This is a genomic window from Streptomyces sp. IMTB 2501 (assembly GCF_001953885.1).
Taxonomy (GTDB): Bacteria; Actinomycetota; Actinomycetes; order Streptomycetales; family Streptomycetaceae; genus Streptomyces.
Window position 1 is genome coordinate 40,650 of sequence record NZ_MQUS01000025.1, and the last position, 16,414, is coordinate 57,063.

General features: G+C 69.3%; 16 protein-coding genes. 13 read left to right on the forward strand and 3 right to left on the reverse strand.

Going from position 1 to position 16,414, the window contains the following annotated elements; genetic code table 11:
- Window positions 1-229: 229 nt before the first annotated feature.
- The 7 genes from AV521_RS33620 (at window position 230) to AV521_RS33650 (ending at window position 8,831) form a co-directional block, all read left to right on the forward strand.
- Complete coding sequence (locus tag AV521_RS33620; protein WP_076093876.1) at window positions 230-1,237, forward strand: ABC transporter permease; 1,008 nt, start codon at window positions 230-232, stop codon at window positions 1,235-1,237.
- Window positions 1,238-1,307: 70 nt separating this feature from the next.
- Window positions 1,308-3,095: an ABC transporter substrate-binding protein gene (locus AV521_RS33625; protein ID WP_076093878.1), complete on the forward strand. Its 1,788-nt coding sequence runs from the start codon at window positions 1,308-1,310 to the stop codon at window positions 3,093-3,095.
- A 108-nt stretch (window positions 3,096-3,203) separates the two neighbouring features.
- Window positions 3,204-4,202, forward strand: a complete 999-nt coding sequence (locus AV521_RS33630) for an ABC transporter permease (RefSeq protein ID WP_076093879.1) — start codon at window positions 3,204-3,206, stop codon at window positions 4,200-4,202.
- Window positions 4,199-5,296 (forward strand): ABC transporter ATP-binding protein, encoded by a 1,098-nt coding sequence (locus tag AV521_RS33635; RefSeq protein WP_076093881.1) that lies wholly within the window; start codon window positions 4,199-4,201, stop codon window positions 5,294-5,296. The genes AV521_RS33630 and AV521_RS33635 overlap by 4 nt, the downstream gene beginning before the upstream one ends.
- On the forward strand, window positions 5,293-6,633 hold the full coding sequence (locus AV521_RS33640) for an ABC transporter ATP-binding protein (RefSeq protein WP_076093883.1): 1,341 nt from the start codon (window positions 5,293-5,295) through the stop codon (window positions 6,631-6,633). The genes AV521_RS33635 and AV521_RS33640 overlap by 4 nt, the downstream gene beginning before the upstream one ends.
- 99 nt (window positions 6,634-6,732) lie before the next feature.
- Complete coding sequence (locus AV521_RS33645) at window positions 6,733-8,124, forward strand: M1 family metallopeptidase (RefSeq protein WP_076093885.1); 1,392 nt, start codon at window positions 6,733-6,735, stop codon at window positions 8,122-8,124.
- Between the two features lie 47 nt (window positions 8,125-8,171).
- Window positions 8,172-8,831: a trimeric intracellular cation channel family protein gene (locus AV521_RS33650; protein ID WP_076093887.1), complete on the forward strand. Its 660-nt coding sequence runs from the start codon at window positions 8,172-8,174 to the stop codon at window positions 8,829-8,831.
- Here the strand turns inward: AV521_RS33650 and AV521_RS33655 are convergent.
- Complete coding sequence (locus tag AV521_RS33655; RefSeq protein ID WP_076094018.1) at window positions 8,740-9,993, reverse strand: esterase family protein; 1,254 nt, start codon at window positions 9,991-9,993, stop codon at window positions 8,740-8,742. The two genes, AV521_RS33650 and AV521_RS33655, sit on opposite strands and share 92 nt — an antisense overlap.
- A gap of 163 nt (window positions 9,994-10,156) precedes the next feature.
- On the opposite strand from AV521_RS33655, the gene AV521_RS33660 reads away from it, so the two are divergent.
- Window positions 10,157-11,017 carry a thioesterase family protein gene (locus AV521_RS33660; RefSeq protein WP_076093889.1) on the forward strand — a complete coding sequence of 287 codons (861 nt, stop codon included), beginning with the start codon at window positions 10,157-10,159 and terminating at the stop codon, window positions 11,015-11,017.
- Here the strand turns inward: AV521_RS33660 and AV521_RS33665 are convergent.
- Window positions 11,004-11,600, reverse strand: coding sequence for a TIGR03086 family metal-binding protein (locus tag AV521_RS33665; protein WP_076093891.1), 597 nt, complete (start codon window positions 11,598-11,600; stop codon window positions 11,004-11,006). The two genes, AV521_RS33660 and AV521_RS33665, sit on opposite strands and share 14 nt — an antisense overlap.
- Before the next feature lie 100 nt (window positions 11,601-11,700).
- Here AV521_RS33665 and AV521_RS33670 point away from each other — a divergent pair, with 100 nt between their 5' ends.
- Window positions 11,701-12,672 carry a YafY family protein gene (locus AV521_RS33670; RefSeq protein WP_076093893.1) on the forward strand — a complete coding sequence of 324 codons (972 nt, stop codon included), beginning with the start codon at window positions 11,701-11,703 and terminating at the stop codon, window positions 12,670-12,672.
- 99 nt (window positions 12,673-12,771) lie between these two features.
- Window positions 12,772-13,113: a hypothetical protein gene (locus AV521_RS33675; protein ID WP_076093895.1), complete on the forward strand. Its 342-nt coding sequence runs from the start codon at window positions 12,772-12,774 to the stop codon at window positions 13,111-13,113.
- A 286-nt stretch (window positions 13,114-13,399) separates the two neighbouring features.
- Here AV521_RS33675 and AV521_RS33680 read toward each other — a convergent pair whose 3' ends face one another.
- Entirely contained in the window at window positions 13,400-14,026 is a 627-nt protein-coding gene (locus AV521_RS33680; protein WP_076093897.1) for a TetR family transcriptional regulator, read from the reverse strand.
- 147 nt (window positions 14,027-14,173) lie between these two features.
- Between AV521_RS33680 and AV521_RS49610 the strand changes: the two genes are divergently transcribed.
- The 3 genes from AV521_RS49610 to AV521_RS33690 all read left to right on the forward strand — a co-directional run bounded on the left by AV521_RS49610 (window position 14,174) and on the right by AV521_RS33690 (window position 16,108).
- Window positions 14,174-14,341, forward strand: coding sequence for a hypothetical protein (locus tag AV521_RS49610; RefSeq protein ID WP_179023578.1), 168 nt, complete (start codon window positions 14,174-14,176; stop codon window positions 14,339-14,341).
- Between the two features lie 32 nt (window positions 14,342-14,373).
- On the forward strand, window positions 14,374-14,652 hold the full coding sequence (locus AV521_RS33685; RefSeq protein ID WP_076093899.1) for a DUF4190 domain-containing protein: 279 nt from the start codon (window positions 14,374-14,376) through the stop codon (window positions 14,650-14,652).
- Window positions 14,653-14,938: 286 nt separating this feature from the next.
- Complete coding sequence (locus tag AV521_RS33690) at window positions 14,939-16,108, forward strand: cysteine desulfurase family protein (protein WP_076093901.1); 1,170 nt, start codon at window positions 14,939-14,941, stop codon at window positions 16,106-16,108.
- Window positions 16,109-16,414: the final 306 nt, after the last annotated feature.

Genomic DNA, 16,414 nt, shown 5'->3' on the forward strand with positions numbered 1-16,414 from the left:
TGTCCCCTTCTGTGCCGTCCGTTCGCCGTGACTTCCTGTCCGCATAACAGGAAACGCCAGCTTGCATCACGGTTGCGCATCCATTCGTTGTCAAGGCTGGCGGCTGATCACGCCAGCGTTGAAGACTCCCCCTTCAAGGGGTTCGCCCCTGTGTACGACGGACTGATTGATGCCGCTACCAGCGGCAAGTGCGGGCCGGCTACCGCCGGTTGAGAGGGGTCCCAGCCTGATGACGGCACCATTGCACGAGCCGGCCGCGGAAGCCGCCCCAGGTGCGGCAGAGGAAGCCGCGGCCGCGGCCACCGGCGCGAAGGCCGTCCAGGGCCGGTCCCTGGGCCGGATCGCCTGGGAGCGCCTCAAGCGGGACAAACTCGCCCTGACGGGCGGCGTAGTCGTGCTTCTCCTCATCGTGATCGCGCTGCTCGCACCGTTGATCACGAACCTTGTCGGCCAGGACCCGGACGTCTACCACCAGGACCTGATCGACCCGCTGTTCAGCACCCCCAAGGGTTCCCTGGGCGGCATCAGCGGCGACCACCTGCTCGGTGTGGAGCCGGTCAACGGCCGCGACATCTTCGCCCGCATCCTGTACGGCGCCCGGATCTCGCTGCTCGTCGGCTTCCTGTCCGCCGTGGTCGCCGTCGTCCTGGGCACCGTCCTCGGCATCCTGGCGGGCTTCTTCGGCGGCTGGGTGGACTCCCTCATCAGCCGCGTCATGGACGGCCTGCTCGCCTTCCCGCAGCTGCTGTTCATCATCGCGCTGGTCTCCGTCATGCCCAACCAGATGCTGGGACTCACCGGCACGGGCGTGCGGGTGTTCGTGATGATCCTGGTCATCGGCTTCTTCGGCTGGCCGTACATCGGCCGTGTCGTGCGCGGCCAGACCCTCTCGCTGCGCGAGCGCGAGTACGTCGAGGCGGCCCGCTCGCTCGGTGCCGGGCAGTTCTACATCCTCTTCAAGGAACTGCTGCCCAATCTCGTCGCGCCCATCATCGTCTACACGACGATGATGATCCCCACGAACATCCTCACCGAAGCGGCGCTCAGCTTCCTGGGCGTGGGCGTCAAGCCGCCCACGTCCTCCTGGGGGCAGATGCTCTCGAGTGCGATCGATTACTACGACTCGGACCCCATGTACATGGTGATCCCGGGCGTGGCGATCTTCATCACGGTTCTTGCCTTCAACCTCTTCGGCGACGGCGTGCGGGACGCGCTCGACCCGAAGGGCTCCCGCTGAAGTGCCGTACCCCAAGCGTCCCGTGAGCTCATCCACGGGGTCTCTCATCAAATTCGGAGGATCCGAGATCGTGACTACCCAACGCACCTCAGGGCGGCGCAAGCAAGCCCTTGCCGCTGCCGCAGTGGTCGCCGGGCTGCTGACCACGGCGGCGTGCGGCGGAGGCAACGGCAGCGGTTCGAAGGACGGCGCAGCCGGCTTCGACGCGGCGAACAACAAGGTGGCCCAGGCCGACCAGGTCAAGAAGGGCGGCACCCTGAAGTTCGTGAGCACGCAGGACGCCGACTCGTGGGACACCACGCGCGGCTACTACGGCTTCATGTGGGACTTCTCCCGCTACTACAGCCGTCAGCTGCTCACCTACAAGACGTCGCCGGGCGCCGAGGGCGCGAAGCTCACCCCGGACCTCGCCACCGACAGCGGCAAGGTCTCGGGCGACGGCAAGACCTACACGTTCACCCTGCGCGACGGCATCACCTGGGAGGACGGCAAGCCGATCACCTCCCAGGACGTCAAGTACGGCATCGAGCGCTCCTGGGCGCAGGACGTCCTGTCCGGCGGTCCGGTCTACCTCCAGCAGATGCTGGACCCGCAGAACACCTACAAGGGTCCGTACAAGGACACCTCGAAGGACCACCTGGGCCTGAAGGCGATCGACACGCCGGACGCGAAGACGATCGTCTTCCACCTGCCGACGGCCAACTCGGACTTCCTCCAGGTGCTGGCGATGACCACGGCCTCCCCGGTCCGCCAGGACATGGACACCAAGTCCAAGTACGGCCTGCACCCGTTCTCCTCCGGCCCGTACAAGTTCCAGTCGTACAGCCCGGGCAAGAGCCTGGTCCTGGTCCGCAACTCCAACTGGAAGGCGTCCTCGGACCCGGTCCGCAAGGCTTACCCGGACCAGATCACCCTGGACATCTCCACCAACCAGGCCGACTCGGACCAGCGCCTGATCAACGGCGACTACGACATCGACGCCTCGCAGACCGGCCTGGGCTCGCAGGGCCGCCAGATCGCCCTGAAGCAGCACAAGGACAATCTGGACAACCCGGTCTCCGGCTTCATCCGCTACGCGGTCTTCCCGCAGAGCGTCAAGCCGTTCGACAACCTCCACTGCCGCAAGGCCGTGATCTACGCAGCCGACCACGTGTCGCTGCAGACCGCCCGCGGTGGCCCGATCGCCGGTGGTGACATCGGCACCAACATGCTCCCGCCGTCGGTCGCCGGTGGCGAGGGTCAGAAGTACGACCCGTACCAGATCTCCGGTGCGAACAAGAACGGCAACGTCGACCTGGCCAAGCAGGAGCTCAAGGCCTGCGGTCAGCCGAACGGCTTCTCGACGACCATCGCCGTCCGCAACAACAAGTCGCAGGAAGTCGCCACCGCCGAGTCCCTGCAGGCCGCGCTGAAGAAGGTCGGCATCAACGCCGACATCTACCAGTACGACGGTTCGCAGAGCCCGGGCATCATCGGCTCCCCGTCGAACGTCGAGAAGAAGAAGCTCGGCATCATCATCATGGGCTGGGGTCCGGACTTCCCGACCGTCCAGGGCTACGGCATCCCGCTGTGGGACAGCAAGTACATCCTGCAGAGCGGTAACAACAACTACGCCCTGATCAAGGACAAGACGATCGACGGGCTCTTCGACCAGTACACCACCACGCTGGACGAGGCGAAGAAGACCCAGATCTCCACGGAGATCAACCACAAGGTGATGGAGGGCGCGTACTACCTGCCCTTCACCTTCGAGCGGCTGCTCAACATCCGCTCCTCACGTCTGGGCAACGTGTACACGACGAACGCGTACAGCGGTTACTACGACTTCGTCAACCTCGGCCTGAAGTCCACGAAGTAGTCCCGGCACACCCGCCGAACGGCACGAAAGGCAGGTGAAGGCCGGCGCGGCGAGCCGCGGGCCCACGGAAGATCTCCGGGGCCCGCGGTCCGCGGCGGGCCGTAAGCTGTGCTCGCTTACCTCATCAGGCGGCTGTTCGCCGCCGTAGTGATGCTGGTGGTCATCATCCTGGTGGTCTTCAGCATCTTCTTCCTCGTCCCCAAGTGGGCGGGCGTGGACATCGCCACGAGCTTCGTGGGCAAGCAGGCAGACCCGCACGCCGTCGAGGCCGTGCGCGAGAAGCTGGGTCTGAGCGACCCGATCTACTCGCAGGTCTGGCACTTCTTCAAGGGCATCTTCGTGGGCCGCACCTACGCGGCCGGCGGCGATGTCACCCACTGTGCCGCGCCGTGCTTCGGCTACTCCTTCCGCAGCGAGCAGGCCGTCTGGCCGGTGCTGACCGACCGCTTCCCGGTGACCCTGGGTCTCGCGCTCGGCGCCGCCGTGCTGTGGCTGGTCTTCGGTGTCGCCGCGGGTGTGCTCTCCGCCCTCAAGCGGGGCAGCCTGTGGGACCGCGGCGCGATGGTCGTCGCCCTCAGCGGTGTCTCGCTGCCGATCTACTTCACCGGTCTGCTCTCGCTGGCGATCTTCAGCTACGGACTGGGCTGGATCAACGGCCAGTACGTCTCGATCAGCGACAGCTTCTCCAGCTGGCTCGGCGGCATGATCCTGCCCTGGATCACCCTCGCCTTCCTGTACGCGGCGATGTACGCCCGGATCACCCGCGCCACGATGCTGGAGATCCTCGGCGAGGACTACATCCGCACCGCCCGCGCCAAGGGCCTCACGGAGAAGGTCGTCATCAGCAAGCACGCCATGCGCTCGACGATGACCCCGATCCTGACCATGCTCGGCATGGACCTCGGCGCCCTGATCGGCGGCGCGATCCTCACCGAGACCACGTTCAGCATCCCCGGCCTCGGCCAGGCCGTGCTGACGGCCATCAAGAACCAGGACCTCCCCATCATCCTGGGTGTCACCCTGATCACCTCCCTCGCGGTGCTCCTCGCCAACCTCGCGGTGGACATCCTGTACGCCGTGATCGACCCCCGAGTGAGGCTCGCATGACCGAACTCAGCAAGACCGGAGCGGCCGTGGGCGAGCCCACGGACGCCTCGCCCGCGCCGGACTCCTTCCTCGAAGTGCGCGACCTGAAGGTGCACTTCCCGACCGACGACGGTCTGGTGAAGTCCGTCGACGGCCTGAGCTTCCAGCTGGAGAAGGGCAAGACCCTCGGCATCGTGGGCGAGTCCGGCTCCGGCAAGTCCGTCACCTCGCTCGGCATCATGGGCCTGCACACCGCCGGCCAGTACGGCAAGCGCAAGGCGCAGATCTCCGGCGAGATCTGGCTGAACGGCACCGAGCTGCTGTCCGCCGACCCCGACCACGTGCGCAAGCTGCGGGGCCGCGAGATGGCGATGATCTTCCAGGATCCGCTGTCCGCGCTGCACCCGTACTACACGATCGGTGCGCAGATCGTGGAGGCCTACCGGATCCACCACGACGTCGACAAGAAGACCGCCCGCAAGCGGGCGGTCGAGATGCTCGACCGCGTGGGCATCCCGCAGCCGGACAAGCGGGTGGACAGCTACCCGCACGAGTTCTCCGGCGGTATGCGCCAGCGCGCCATGATCGCCATGTCGCTCGTGAACAACCCCGAACTGCTCATCGCGGACGAGCCGACCACCGCGCTCGACGTGACGGTCCAGGCGCAGATCCTGGACCTGATCCGCGATCTGCAGAAGGAGTTCGGCTCCGCGGTCATCATCATCACCCACGACCTGGGCGTCGTCGCCGAACTGGCCGACGACATCCTGGTGATGTACGGCGGCCGCTGTGTCGAGCGCGGCCCGGCCGAGAAGGTGTTCTACGAGCCCCGTCACCCCTACACCTGGGGTCTGCTCGGCTCGATGCCGCGCCTGGACCGCGACCAGCAGGAGCGCCTGATCCCGGTCAAGGGCTCCCCGCCCTCGCTGATCAACGTCCCGTCCGGCTGCGCCTTCAACCCGCGCTGCCCGTACGCCGACCTCCCGAAGGACAACCTGACCCGCACCGTCCGCCCGGAGCTGTCCGAGGTCGGAGCGGGGCACTGGGCCGCCTGCCACATGTCGCAGGAGCAGCGGGAACGGATCTGGACCGAAGAGATTGCGCCGAAGCTGTGAGTGAGAACGCAGAGGACAAAGAGGTGAAGGCTGCCGGTGCGGCCACCCTCAGCAAGGACGCCGCGCCCGGCGAGACCCTGCTGAAGGTGACCGGGCTGCAGAAGCACTTCCCCATCAAGAAGGGCCTGTTCCAGCGGCAGGTCGGCGCCGTGCGCGCGGTCGACGGGATCGACTTCGAGGTCCGCTCCGGCGAAACCCTCGGCGTCGTGGGCGAGTCGGGCTGCGGCAAGTCGACGATGGGCCGGCTGATCACCCGGCTGCTCGAACCGACGGCCGGCTCCATCGAGTTCGAGGGCAAGGACATCACGCACCTCGGCGTGGGCGGCATGCGCCCGATGCGCCGCGATGTGCAGATGATCTTCCAGGACCCGTACTCGTCGCTGAACCCGCGGCACACCATCGGCACGATCGTCGGGGCTCCCTTCCGGCTGCAGGGCGTCGAGCCCGAGGGCGGCATCAAGAAGGAGGTCCAGCGGCTGCTGTCGGTGGTCGGCCTCAACCCCGAGCACTACAACCGCTATCCGCACGAGTTCTCCGGCGGCCAGCGCCAGCGCATCGGCGTGGCAAGGGCGTTGGCTCTGGAGCCGAAGCTGATCGTGGCGGACGAACCGGTCTCCGCACTGGACGTCTCGATCCAGGCGCAGGTCGTGAACCTCATGGACGACCTCCAGGAGGAACTGGGCCTGACGTATGTGATCATCGCGCACGACCTCTCGGTCGTCCGGCACGTGTCGGACCGTATCGCGGTGATGTACCTCGGCAAGATCGTCGAACTCGCCGACCGGGACTCGCTGTACAAGGCGCCGATGCACCCGTACACCAAGGCGCTGATGTCGGCGGTGCCGATCCCGGACCCGAGGCGGAAGAACGCGAAGAGCGAGCGCATCCTGCTCAAGGGCGACGTGCCCTCGCCGATCTCGCCGCCCTCGGGCTGCCGCTTCCACACCCGGTGCTGGAAGGCGACGGAGATCTGCCGCACCACCGAGCCGGCGCTGCTGGAGCTGAGGCCCGGTCAGCGGGTCGCCTGCCACCACCCGGAGAACTTCGAGGACCAGGCACCGCAGGACACGGTTCTGCTGACCGCCGCGAAGGAGGCGGCGGAACTGGTCGCCGACGAGGTCCTCGCGGAGTCGGCGGAGACGTCGGCGGCGGTGGCGGCGGAGCTGGCGGAGGAGAGCGCGGAAGAGGCAACCGAGGAGAACAGCTCCGAAGAGAACGCCTCCGCCTCCGAGGAGAGCACTTCCGAGGAGAGCACTCCCAAGGCGAGCACTCCCGAAGCGAGCGCCTCCGAGGAGAGCACCGAGGAGACCGGCTCCCAGGAGTCAACCGGCAAGTAGCGCATGACAGTCCGGCAAAGTCATGTACATGCCTGAGCGGGAGAGTGCAGAGTCGTCCGTGTCCGACCACTGATCGGTACACGCTCGAAAGGGACGACCATGGCACTCTCCCGTTCGGCACGTTCAGGGGCGCTGGTCACCGCCGCGGCCTCCTTCCTCCTCATCGCCGCCGCCTCCGCCCCCACTCCGGGCGCCCCCGGCGTAGGCGACCCCTACTTCCCACAGCTGGGCAACGGCGGCTTCCACGCGCTGCACTACGACCTGGACATCGCCTACGCGCCCGGCACCGGCCGCCTGGACGGCCGTACCGCCCTTACCGCACGCGCCACGCAGAACCTGTCCTCCTTCGACCTGGATCTGCAGCAGCTGGACGTCAGCGGTGTCGAAGTCGACGGCAGACGCGCCCAGTTCACCCGCTCCGGGGACGAACTCGTCATCACCCCGCGCCACAGCCTCGCCCGGGGCCGTACCTTCCGGGTGACCGTCACCTACGGCGGCATACCCCAGCCCCTCGGCGGACCCATCGTGTTCGGCTCCAAGTACGGCTGGATGAAGACCGCCGACGGCGTCTTCGTCGCCTGTGAGCCCAACGCCGCCTCCACCTGGTTCCCGTCCAGCGACCACCCCTCCGACAAGGCCACCTACGACATCCGGATCAAGGCACCCCAGGGCCTGACCGGCGTCTCCAACGGCCGGCTCGTGTCGACGTACGACCGGGGCGGCTCGACGTACACCCACTGGCGCGAGTCGAAGCCCATGGCGACCTACCTCGCCACCGCCACCATCGGCAAGTTCGACGTGCGCACCGGACGGACCCCCGGCGGCATCCCGGTCTATGTCGCCATCGACCCCGTCCTGAAGAACCGCAACAAGGTCGACGTGTACGCCGTCACCGCCGCCGCGACCGACTACTGGTCGAAGATCTTCGGGCCGTACCCGTTCGAGGAGACCGGCGCGATCGTGGACGACATGCCCGAGGCCGGGTTCTCGCTGGAGGTGCAGAGCAAGCCGGCCTACTCGGCGGTGCGCAACGAGACGACCATCGTGCACGAGCTGGCCCACCAGTGGTTCGGCGACTCGGTGAGCGTGGCGCAGTGGAAGGACATCTGGCTCAACGAGGGCTTCGCCACCTACGCCCAGTGGCTGTGGGCGGAGCACCAGGGCACCCGCTCGGCCCACGACTCGTTCCTGGCCGCCTACAACTCCACACCCGCCGATTCGTCCTTCTGGAAGATCGAGGTGGCCGACCCGCAGCGCGACACGATGTTCGCATCCGCCGTCTACCAGCGCGGCGCGATGACGCTGCAGATGCTCCGCGAGCGGATCGGCGACAAGGCCTTCTTCAAGCTGCTGCCCGCCTGGACGACGCTCCACCGGTACGGCAACGCGGACACCGCCGACTTCATCCGCCTCGCCGAGCGCGTCAGCGGACAGCAGCTGGACGACCTCTTCCACACCTGGCTCTTCACACCGGGGAAACCCGCACTGTGAGCCTGGTTTTGTAAGGTTCATGCACTCCGGCGAGTGAGAATGTCGGGGTGCAGCTCCAGCAGATCTTCAGCCCCTCCGTCCAGCACGCACTCGATGTCATCGGCATCTTCGTGTTCGCGATCTCCGGCGCGCTGCTGGCCGTCCGGAAGAACTTCGACGTGTTCGGCATCGCCGTACTCGCCGAGGTGACCGCGCTGGGCGGAGGGCTGTTCCGCGACCTCGTCATCGGAGCCGTGCCCCCGGCCGCCTTCACCGACCTCGGGTACTTCCTGACCCCGCTGCTGGCCGCGCTGGTCGTCTTCTTCCTGCATCCGCACGTGGAACGCATCCAGTCGGCGGTGCTGGTCTTCGACGCGGCCGGCCTCGGCCTGTTCTGCGTCAGCGGTACGACGAAGGCGTACACCTACGGCCTCAACCTGACCGCGTCGGCGACACTCGGCCTCGCCACCGCCGTCGGCGGCGGTGTGCTCCGGGACGTGCTCGCCAACGAGGTGCCCTCACTGCTGCGCTGGGACCGCGATCTGTACGCGGTCCCAGCGATCGTCGGCGCCACCATGGTGGTGCTGTGCCTGCGCTACGACGTCCTCACCCCGTTCACCAGCGGGCTGGCCGCCGTCACGGCTTTCGTGCTGCGCCTGCTCGCGATGCGGTTCCACTGGCGAGCTCCGCGCGCGTGGAACCGCCGGTCGACGGTGACCGAGGAGTGATCGGGCTGCCCGTGTGCGTGCCGGTGTGCCCGGCGCTGCTGCCGTGCCCGATCTCCATGGTCAGCCACTCGAACACCGTCGGCACCTGCGGTCGCCACAGCGCCATCGAGTGCCCGCCCGCGCTGCGCGGCAGGAACACCACCTTCACGTACGTCGGCGGCTTCGCGATCTGCTCCAGCGCCACGCCGGCCTGGTAGCCGTCGCCGTTCTCGCCGGAGATGTACAGCGAGACCTTCGGCGGGGTGCGGTAGTTCTTCAGGATGTAGTAGGGGTTGTTGGCCCGCCGCAGTTCGAGGCTGCCGGCGGCCAGCGAGTTGCGCTCGCCGATCGGGTCGTTGTAGCCGGACAGGCTGATGGCGGCCCGGTAGCGGTCGGGGTGCGCGACGGCGAGCTTGGCCGCACAGTGGGCGCCGGCCGAGTAGCCGGCCGCGGCCCAGCCGTCCGGCGCGGACTCGGCGCGGAAGTTGTCCGTGATCATCTTCGGCACGTCGATGCTCAGCCAGGTGTCAGCGTTCACGGTGCCGGGGATGTTGGCGCACCCCGTGTCGATCTTGGCGATCAGGTTCGTCCGCGGGGACACCAGGATGAACGGGGCGACCTGGCCGCTCTTCATGAGCGGCTCCAGCTGCTCGTGCACCTTCAGTGAGCCGAACCAGGCCTTCGCCGAACCCGGGTAGCCCGACAGCAGTTCGACGACCGGGAACTTCTTGTTCTTGTACGCCGGGTCGTTGTACTGCGGCGGCAGCCAGACGTAGACCTCGGCGTTCACACCCGACACCCGGCCCTTGAGCTGGGTGACCTTGACGCCGCCGGCCGCGTGCATGCCGGGCCCGTCGGCGGGGGTGAACTTCTGCTGCACCTTGGGCAGCTTCTTGTACGCGATGCCACCGGTGCCGTCGGCGCCGAGGTTGGCGGCCTGCTGCACATGGTTGCCCGTGCCGAGCAGGTCGGCCCAGTTGTCGTACAGGTTGTTGGAGTTGTTGACCACCACGAAGACGAGCGTGATGGCAGTGACCTGGGCGAACAGCAGCATCAGCACCCGCAGTGCGGCACGCAGGGGCTTGGGCCCGCGCACTCGCGACCACAGGACGAGCGGCAGTATCAGTGCGACCACGGCCAGCAAGATGGTCGTGTAGAGGAACGGAGTCCCGGTGAGGCTCATGTCCCCATAGAGGGGAATCAGCGGCCTGAGGTTGTGGACGTGTCCGGACACTTACCGAGAAATTGCCGTAACCTCACTCGGCCGAGTGATCCGATAGTACTCCGTCACCGGCCGTACATCTACAAAGCTACCGCTTAGTAGTTTTCTGTTGTACCGTTCACCCATGCCAGAAGCAGCTTCCGCCCCTGCCACACAGGCCGTGATCGGCGACAGCGAGTTCGACCGCGACAGCACGGTCGTCCGGCGCGAGCCCGGCGTCTACGACATCGACCTGTCCGCCGGCTGGACCATCTTCGGTGCCGTCAACGGCGGCTTTCTGCTGGCCGTCCTCGGCCGAGCCCTCGCGGACGCCCTCCCGCACCCGGACCCGTTCACCGTCTCCGCGCACTACCTGACCGCCTCCCGGCCCGGCCCGGCGGTCGTACGCACCGAGACGGTCCGCACCGGCCGCACCCTCTCCACCGGCCAGGCCTCCCTCTTCCAGTGCGACGAGGAGGGCAACGAGGTCGAACGCATCCGCGTTCTCGCCTCCTACGGCGACCTCACCGCCCTCCCCGACGACGTCCGTACCACGGCGACACCGCCCGCGATCCCGCCGCAGGAGCAGTGCTTGGGGCCCGGTGACGGCCCGGCCCCGGTCGACGGCGGCTCCGCCATCGCCGACCGGCTGATGATCAAGCTGGACCCGGCCACCCTCGGCTGGGCGCTGGGCGCGCCCTCCGGAAAGGGCGAGATGCGCGCCTGGTTCGGTCTGGCCGACGGCCGCGACGCGGACCCCCTCTCGCTGCTGCTGGCGGTGGACGCCCTGCCGCCCACCGCCTTCGAGATCGGCCTCAAGGGCTGGGTCCCCACGGTGGAACTCACCGTCCATGTCCGCCATCGCCCGGCCCCCGGCCCGCTGCGGGTGTCCATCACCACCCGCAACCTGGCCGGCGGCTTCCTGGAGGAGGACGCCGAGGTCTGGGACAGCGAGGACCGCCTGGTCGCCCAGTCCCGGCAGCTGGCCCGGGTCAGCCGCGGCTGAGCGGCTTCCGGCCCAGCCAGGCCGCCAGCTGGTCGTAGGCTCCCGCGCCCTCGGGCGCTTCCCGGCGGGTGTGGAAGGGGGTCTCCGCGTCTCGGGGGCGGGAGTCGGGCAGTACCCGGCGCGCCGTGGCGAGGGCGAACTCGGCCAGCTCCGGGTCGAGTCCGTGGGGGTGGCCGAGGGCTTCGGAGAGGTCCCAGGAGTGGGTCACGATCTCCATGACGTAGCCGGAGAGCGCCGCGTGGCCGGGAACCTCGCCCCAGGGCACCCGCACCGGGCTCGTCATCCGCTCGTCGCTCTCCCAGGCCTTCAGGACGCGGACGCGCACCTCGTCGTAGGCCGTCGGCCAGCCGTCGTCCGCGACGCCGTCGGCGACGGGCTCCACCGCGAGTCCGTCGCCGCCCTCGCCGACGACCGCGATCCGGCGGGTGCCGCCGACGACGTGGCTCAGCAGGGCCCGTACGTCGAACTCGGTACAGGGGGTCGGCCGGGTGAAGTCTTCGGCGCGCACGGTCTTGATGAGCGCGGCCGCTTGCTCGGTGGCGCGGGTGTAGAAGGGGCGGGGGTCGGTGAACACGTTCGTCATGATGTGCCTCTCGGTGAGCCGGTACGCCGAGCATCCCCGGATAACCTGACAGATTCCGTCAACATTTGCGTGAGCCGTACCGCGACGGAATGCTGGGCGCGTGAAGTCCGACCGGCTGCTGTCGATCCTGCTGCTCCTGCAGACCCGGGGACGCGTCCCCGCGCCCGAACTCGCCGACCGGCTGGAGGTGTCGGTCCGCACCATCTACCGGGACATCGAGGCACTGTCGGCCTCCGGCGTCCCGGTGTACGCCGAGCGCGGCCGGCGCGGCGGCATCGAGCTGCTCGCCGGTTTCCGCACCGACGTCACCGGACTGACCGCCGACGAGTCCCGTGCCCTGTTCATCCTGGCCGCACAGGGCGCCCATGCCGCCCTCGGGCTCGACGCGGCCCTCGGCTCGGCCCTGCGCAAGGTGATGGCCGCGCTGCCGGCGCCGCACCGCCCCGCCGCGGAGGTGACCAGCCGCCGCATCCTGGTGGACGCCACCCGCTGGAAGAGCGGCCCCCAGCAGGCCGTCGACCTGGAGGTGCTCCAGGACGCGGTCTTCTCCGACCGGCGCCTGAAGCTGCGCTACCGGCACAGCGGGGAGCGGGAAGCGCGGACGTACACCGTGGACCCGTACGGCCTCGTCGCCAAGGCCGGGGTCTGGTACCTGGTCGCCGACCGGCGCGCGGTGCCGCAGCTGTTCCGGGCCGACCGGATCCGCTCGGCCCGGCCGCTGGAGGAACCCGTACGGCGACGTCCGGGCGTCGAACTCGCGGACGCCTGGGAGGTGCTGCGGCGCCAGGTGGAGGAGTGGGAGGGCGGGATCGAGGTGACCGTGCGGGTACGGCGGGAGCGGCTGGACATGTTCCGGCGGGTGGCCGCCGCCCATCTGGCCGCTCCGCCGGACGACGACGGCGAGAGCGAGTGGATCACCGTCCGGCTGTCGTACCCGATGCTGCGCGCGGTCCGCCAACTCCTCGCGTTCTCCGACCAGGTGGAGGTGGTGGACCCGCCCGAGGCCCGCGCGGTGCTGCTGGCGGCGGCCCGTTCCGTCACGGCCCTGTACCAGGAGGCTCCGGGCCCCTGAATTGACAGCCGACGGACAGGGCGACCCCAAGTACCGCCAAGGCACCGTTGGTTGAGTGCGGCTCTCAGGACTTCCTCATACTTCCCGGAGCTGACCCTCATGAAGCGTGCCCGTCTCGTCCCCGCCGTCGCCCTGCTGGCGCTGAACCCGCTGCTGCTGACCGCGTGCGGCTCGGGCGACTCGTCGTCCTCCGGCAGCTCTTCCGGCAGCGGCGGCTCCGGTCGGCAGCAGAGCTGTCAGCGGCCCTCCGGCATGCCCACGGGCGGCGCCGGGCGCCGGCGCCCGAGCGGGATGCCGTCGGCAGCGTCCACCGCGAAGCCGACCGGCACGCCCAGCGGTATGCCCTCGGGCATGGCGAGTGGCGCGCCCGGCGGCGGCCGGGGCGGCGGCTGCGGCGGTCCGGGCGGGGGCCAGGCCGGGGGACAGACCCTGCAGGGCTGACCGAAGGCCGGGTCCGGCGGGATGCCGTCGGCAGCGTCCACCGCGAAGCCGACCGGCACGCCCAGCGGTATGCCCAGCGGTATGCCCTCGGGCATGGCGAGTGGCGCGCCCGGCGGCGGCCGGGGCGGCGGCTGCGGCGGTCCGGGCGGGGGTCAGGCCGGCGGGCAGGCCGGGGGACAGACCCAGCAGGGCTGACCGAAGGCCGGGTCCGAGGGCCGTACGACGGCCGTACCGCTGCCGGGGCGGCGCGCCGGGCGTGCCGCCCTGCCCCGCGCTCGGGGCCGGCTCAGTCCAGCCAGTGGCGGCGGCCGATGGTGATGAGCCGCAGCTGACGGGTGGCGAGCTGGGTGACCCGCTCCCGCTCCTCCGCCGGGGCCTCCAGGGCCTCCAGGAACAGGGAGGCCGTGATGAGCATCTGGTCGACGTAGAGGTGCGCGAGCATCAGCAGGTCGTCGTCGTTCCAGCCGACGGCCTCGGGGTCCTTGGCCAGCTCGGCCTTCACCTCCTCGGCGAACCGTTCCAGTTGGGCCCGGATGGCTTCCCGCACCGGCTGCACCCCGCTGTGCCGCTCCCGGGCGATGAACCGGACGTGGGCCGGGTGCGTGTCCACGTGCCGGGCGATCAACTCGATGGCGCGCGCGATGCGTTCCTCGCTGCCGCCCGCTGTGGACACCGTCGTCCGAACCATCGGGTGCAGGCTGCCCAGCGCCTCGTCGACCAGTGCGACACCGAGGTCGGCCGTCGAGCGGAAGTGCCGGTAGAAGGCGGTCGGGGCGACGCCGACGGCCCGGGTGACCTCGCGCAGACCGAGGCTGCTCAGGCTCTGCTCCTCCAGCAGCGCGAGCGCGGCGTCGAGGAACGCCTGCCGGGTCTTCTGTTTCTGCGCCTGCCGGATGCCGAGGGTGTGACTCATGTCATCCAGTTAACAACTGTTCTCTGGAATTGAAAAGCCGTGCGGCGCGCTAGAGTAGAAGTCAGTGAACAACTGTTACTACAACTGTTCACCGAAACTTCACATCAGCCTGAACCACAAGGCATCCCGGAGGGGGGATCTGATCTCATGCTGTTCCTCGTCGCCGCACTCATGCTGCTCGGCGTCGTCCTGGGCACCGTGGCCCACGCACCGCTGACCGTCACCGCCGTCGTCGCCGCGGTCATCGCCGTCTGGCTCGGCGTCTTCGCGATCCGCGAGCGCCACGGCCGCCGGCGCCGTACGTCGGCCAACTGACCGTCCGCCACGACTTCCAGGAGCTGAACATCATGCAACTCACCGCACCGGTCACGGGCACCGACGAGACCCGCCCGACCGCACGTGACGCCGACGGCATGGCCGTGGCGTCCTTCATCCTCGGCCTGCTCGGCCTGCTCGTCCTCAACATCTTCCTCGGACCGATCTCCATCGTCCTGGCCGTGGTGTCCCTCTGGCGTGGCACCACCCGCCGCGCCCGAGCCTTCCTGGGCCTCACCCTGGGCGTGGCCGACCTGGCCGTCCTGGCGATCGCCATGCAGGTGTCCCACACGCTGTCGTGGAGCCTGTGACCCGCCCGAGCTCCACCTGACCGACCGGCCCCCGAGGACGACGGGGCACCCGGCCGGAACCGCCGGCATCGCCGCCCCGTCCCCACCGGGGGGCAGCCGAACCGCCACCAACCGCCACCGCCGTGGGCGGTCGTTCCGCTGGGGTGGAACGGGTGGGCACGGCCGACAGCGCCGGGCGCGACGCCGCCAAGCCCAGGCGCAGCCAACGCAAGGCGCGCGGCAAGCCCAGCCAACCTGCACGGTCGAAGCCAACCGCAGGGAACCGGCGCCGTAGAATCGGCACACCATGGCTTACCTCGACCACGCCGCGACAACCCCCATGCTCCCGGAGGCGGCAGAGGCACTGACCGCCCAGTTGAGCATCACGGGCAACGCCTCCTCCCTCCACGCATCCGGCCGCCAGGCACGCCGCACGGTCGAGGAGTCCCGCGAAACCCTCGCGGAAGCGCTCGGCGCACGCCCCAGTGAGGTCGTCTTCACCTCGGGCGGCACCGAGGCCGACAACCTCGCCGTCAAGGGCCTGTACTGGTCCCGCCGCGACGCCGACCCGGCCCGCACCCGCGTCCTGGCCAGCCCCGTCGAGCACCATGCCGTCCTGGACGCGGTCCACTGGCTCGGTGAACACGAGGGCGCCACGGTCGAGTACCTCCCTGTCGACTCCTACGGCCGGGTCCACCCCGAGGCCCTGCGCGACGCGATCTCACGCAACCCCGACGACGTCGCCCTGGTCACCGTGATGTGGGCCAACAACGAGATCGGCACGATCCTGCCGGTCCGTGAACTCGCCGAGGTGGCCGCCGAGTTCGGCATCCCGATGCACGCCGACGCGGTCCAGGCCTTCGGGCAGGTCCCGGTCGACTTCGCTGCCTCGGGCCTCGCCGCGATGACCGTCTCCGGCCACAAGATCGGCGGCCCGTACGGCATCGGCGCGCTGCTGCTCGGCCGCGACCACACCCCCGTACCCGTCCTGCACGGCGGCGGCCAGGAGCGGCACGTCCGCTCCGGCACCCTCGACGTCCCCGCCATCGCCTCCTTCGCCGTCGCCGGCCGGCTCGCCACCGAGCGGCGCGCATGGTTCGCCCGCGAGATCGGCGCCCTGCGCGACCGGCTGATCGCGGCCGTCCGCGGTGCGGTCCCGGACGCCATCCTCGGCGGCGACCCGGCCTCCGAGGGCCGCCTCCCGGCCAACGCGCACTTCACCTTCCCCGGCTGCGAGGGCGACTCCCTGCTGCTCCTGCTGGACGCCCAGGGCATCGAGTGCTCGACCGGTTCCGCCTGTACCGCGGGCGTCGCCCAGCCCAGCCATGTGCTGCTCGCCACCGGCACCGACCCGGACCTGGCCCGGGGCACCCTGCGCTTCTCTCTCGGCCACACGTCCACCGAGGCGGACGTGGAAGCGGTCGCGAAGGCGATCGGCCCGGCGGTGGAAAGAGCGCGTGTCGCGGGCCTCAGCTGAGGCACGAGGAGGCGGCGGGCGCAAAAGAGGCAGCTGTCCACAGAGAGGCGGCTGACGCATAAAGAGGCGGCTGAGGCGCAAGCGACAGCCGCCGCGACATCAAGCGACCTACGAGGCGGGTTCCCTTCGCCGGCATTGTCCGGATCAGGTAGTTGGGGGTCGCCTTCCGGTCCAGTACTTGCGACCTTCCGGCCTCTCAGCCCGAGCGTCGACGTCGGCACCAGCGGAGATCGTCTACCTCTCACTGGGGGAGATACTGCATCTCTCGCTGAAGTCGGCTACTCCGCTTGAACTCCCTCACTCGTC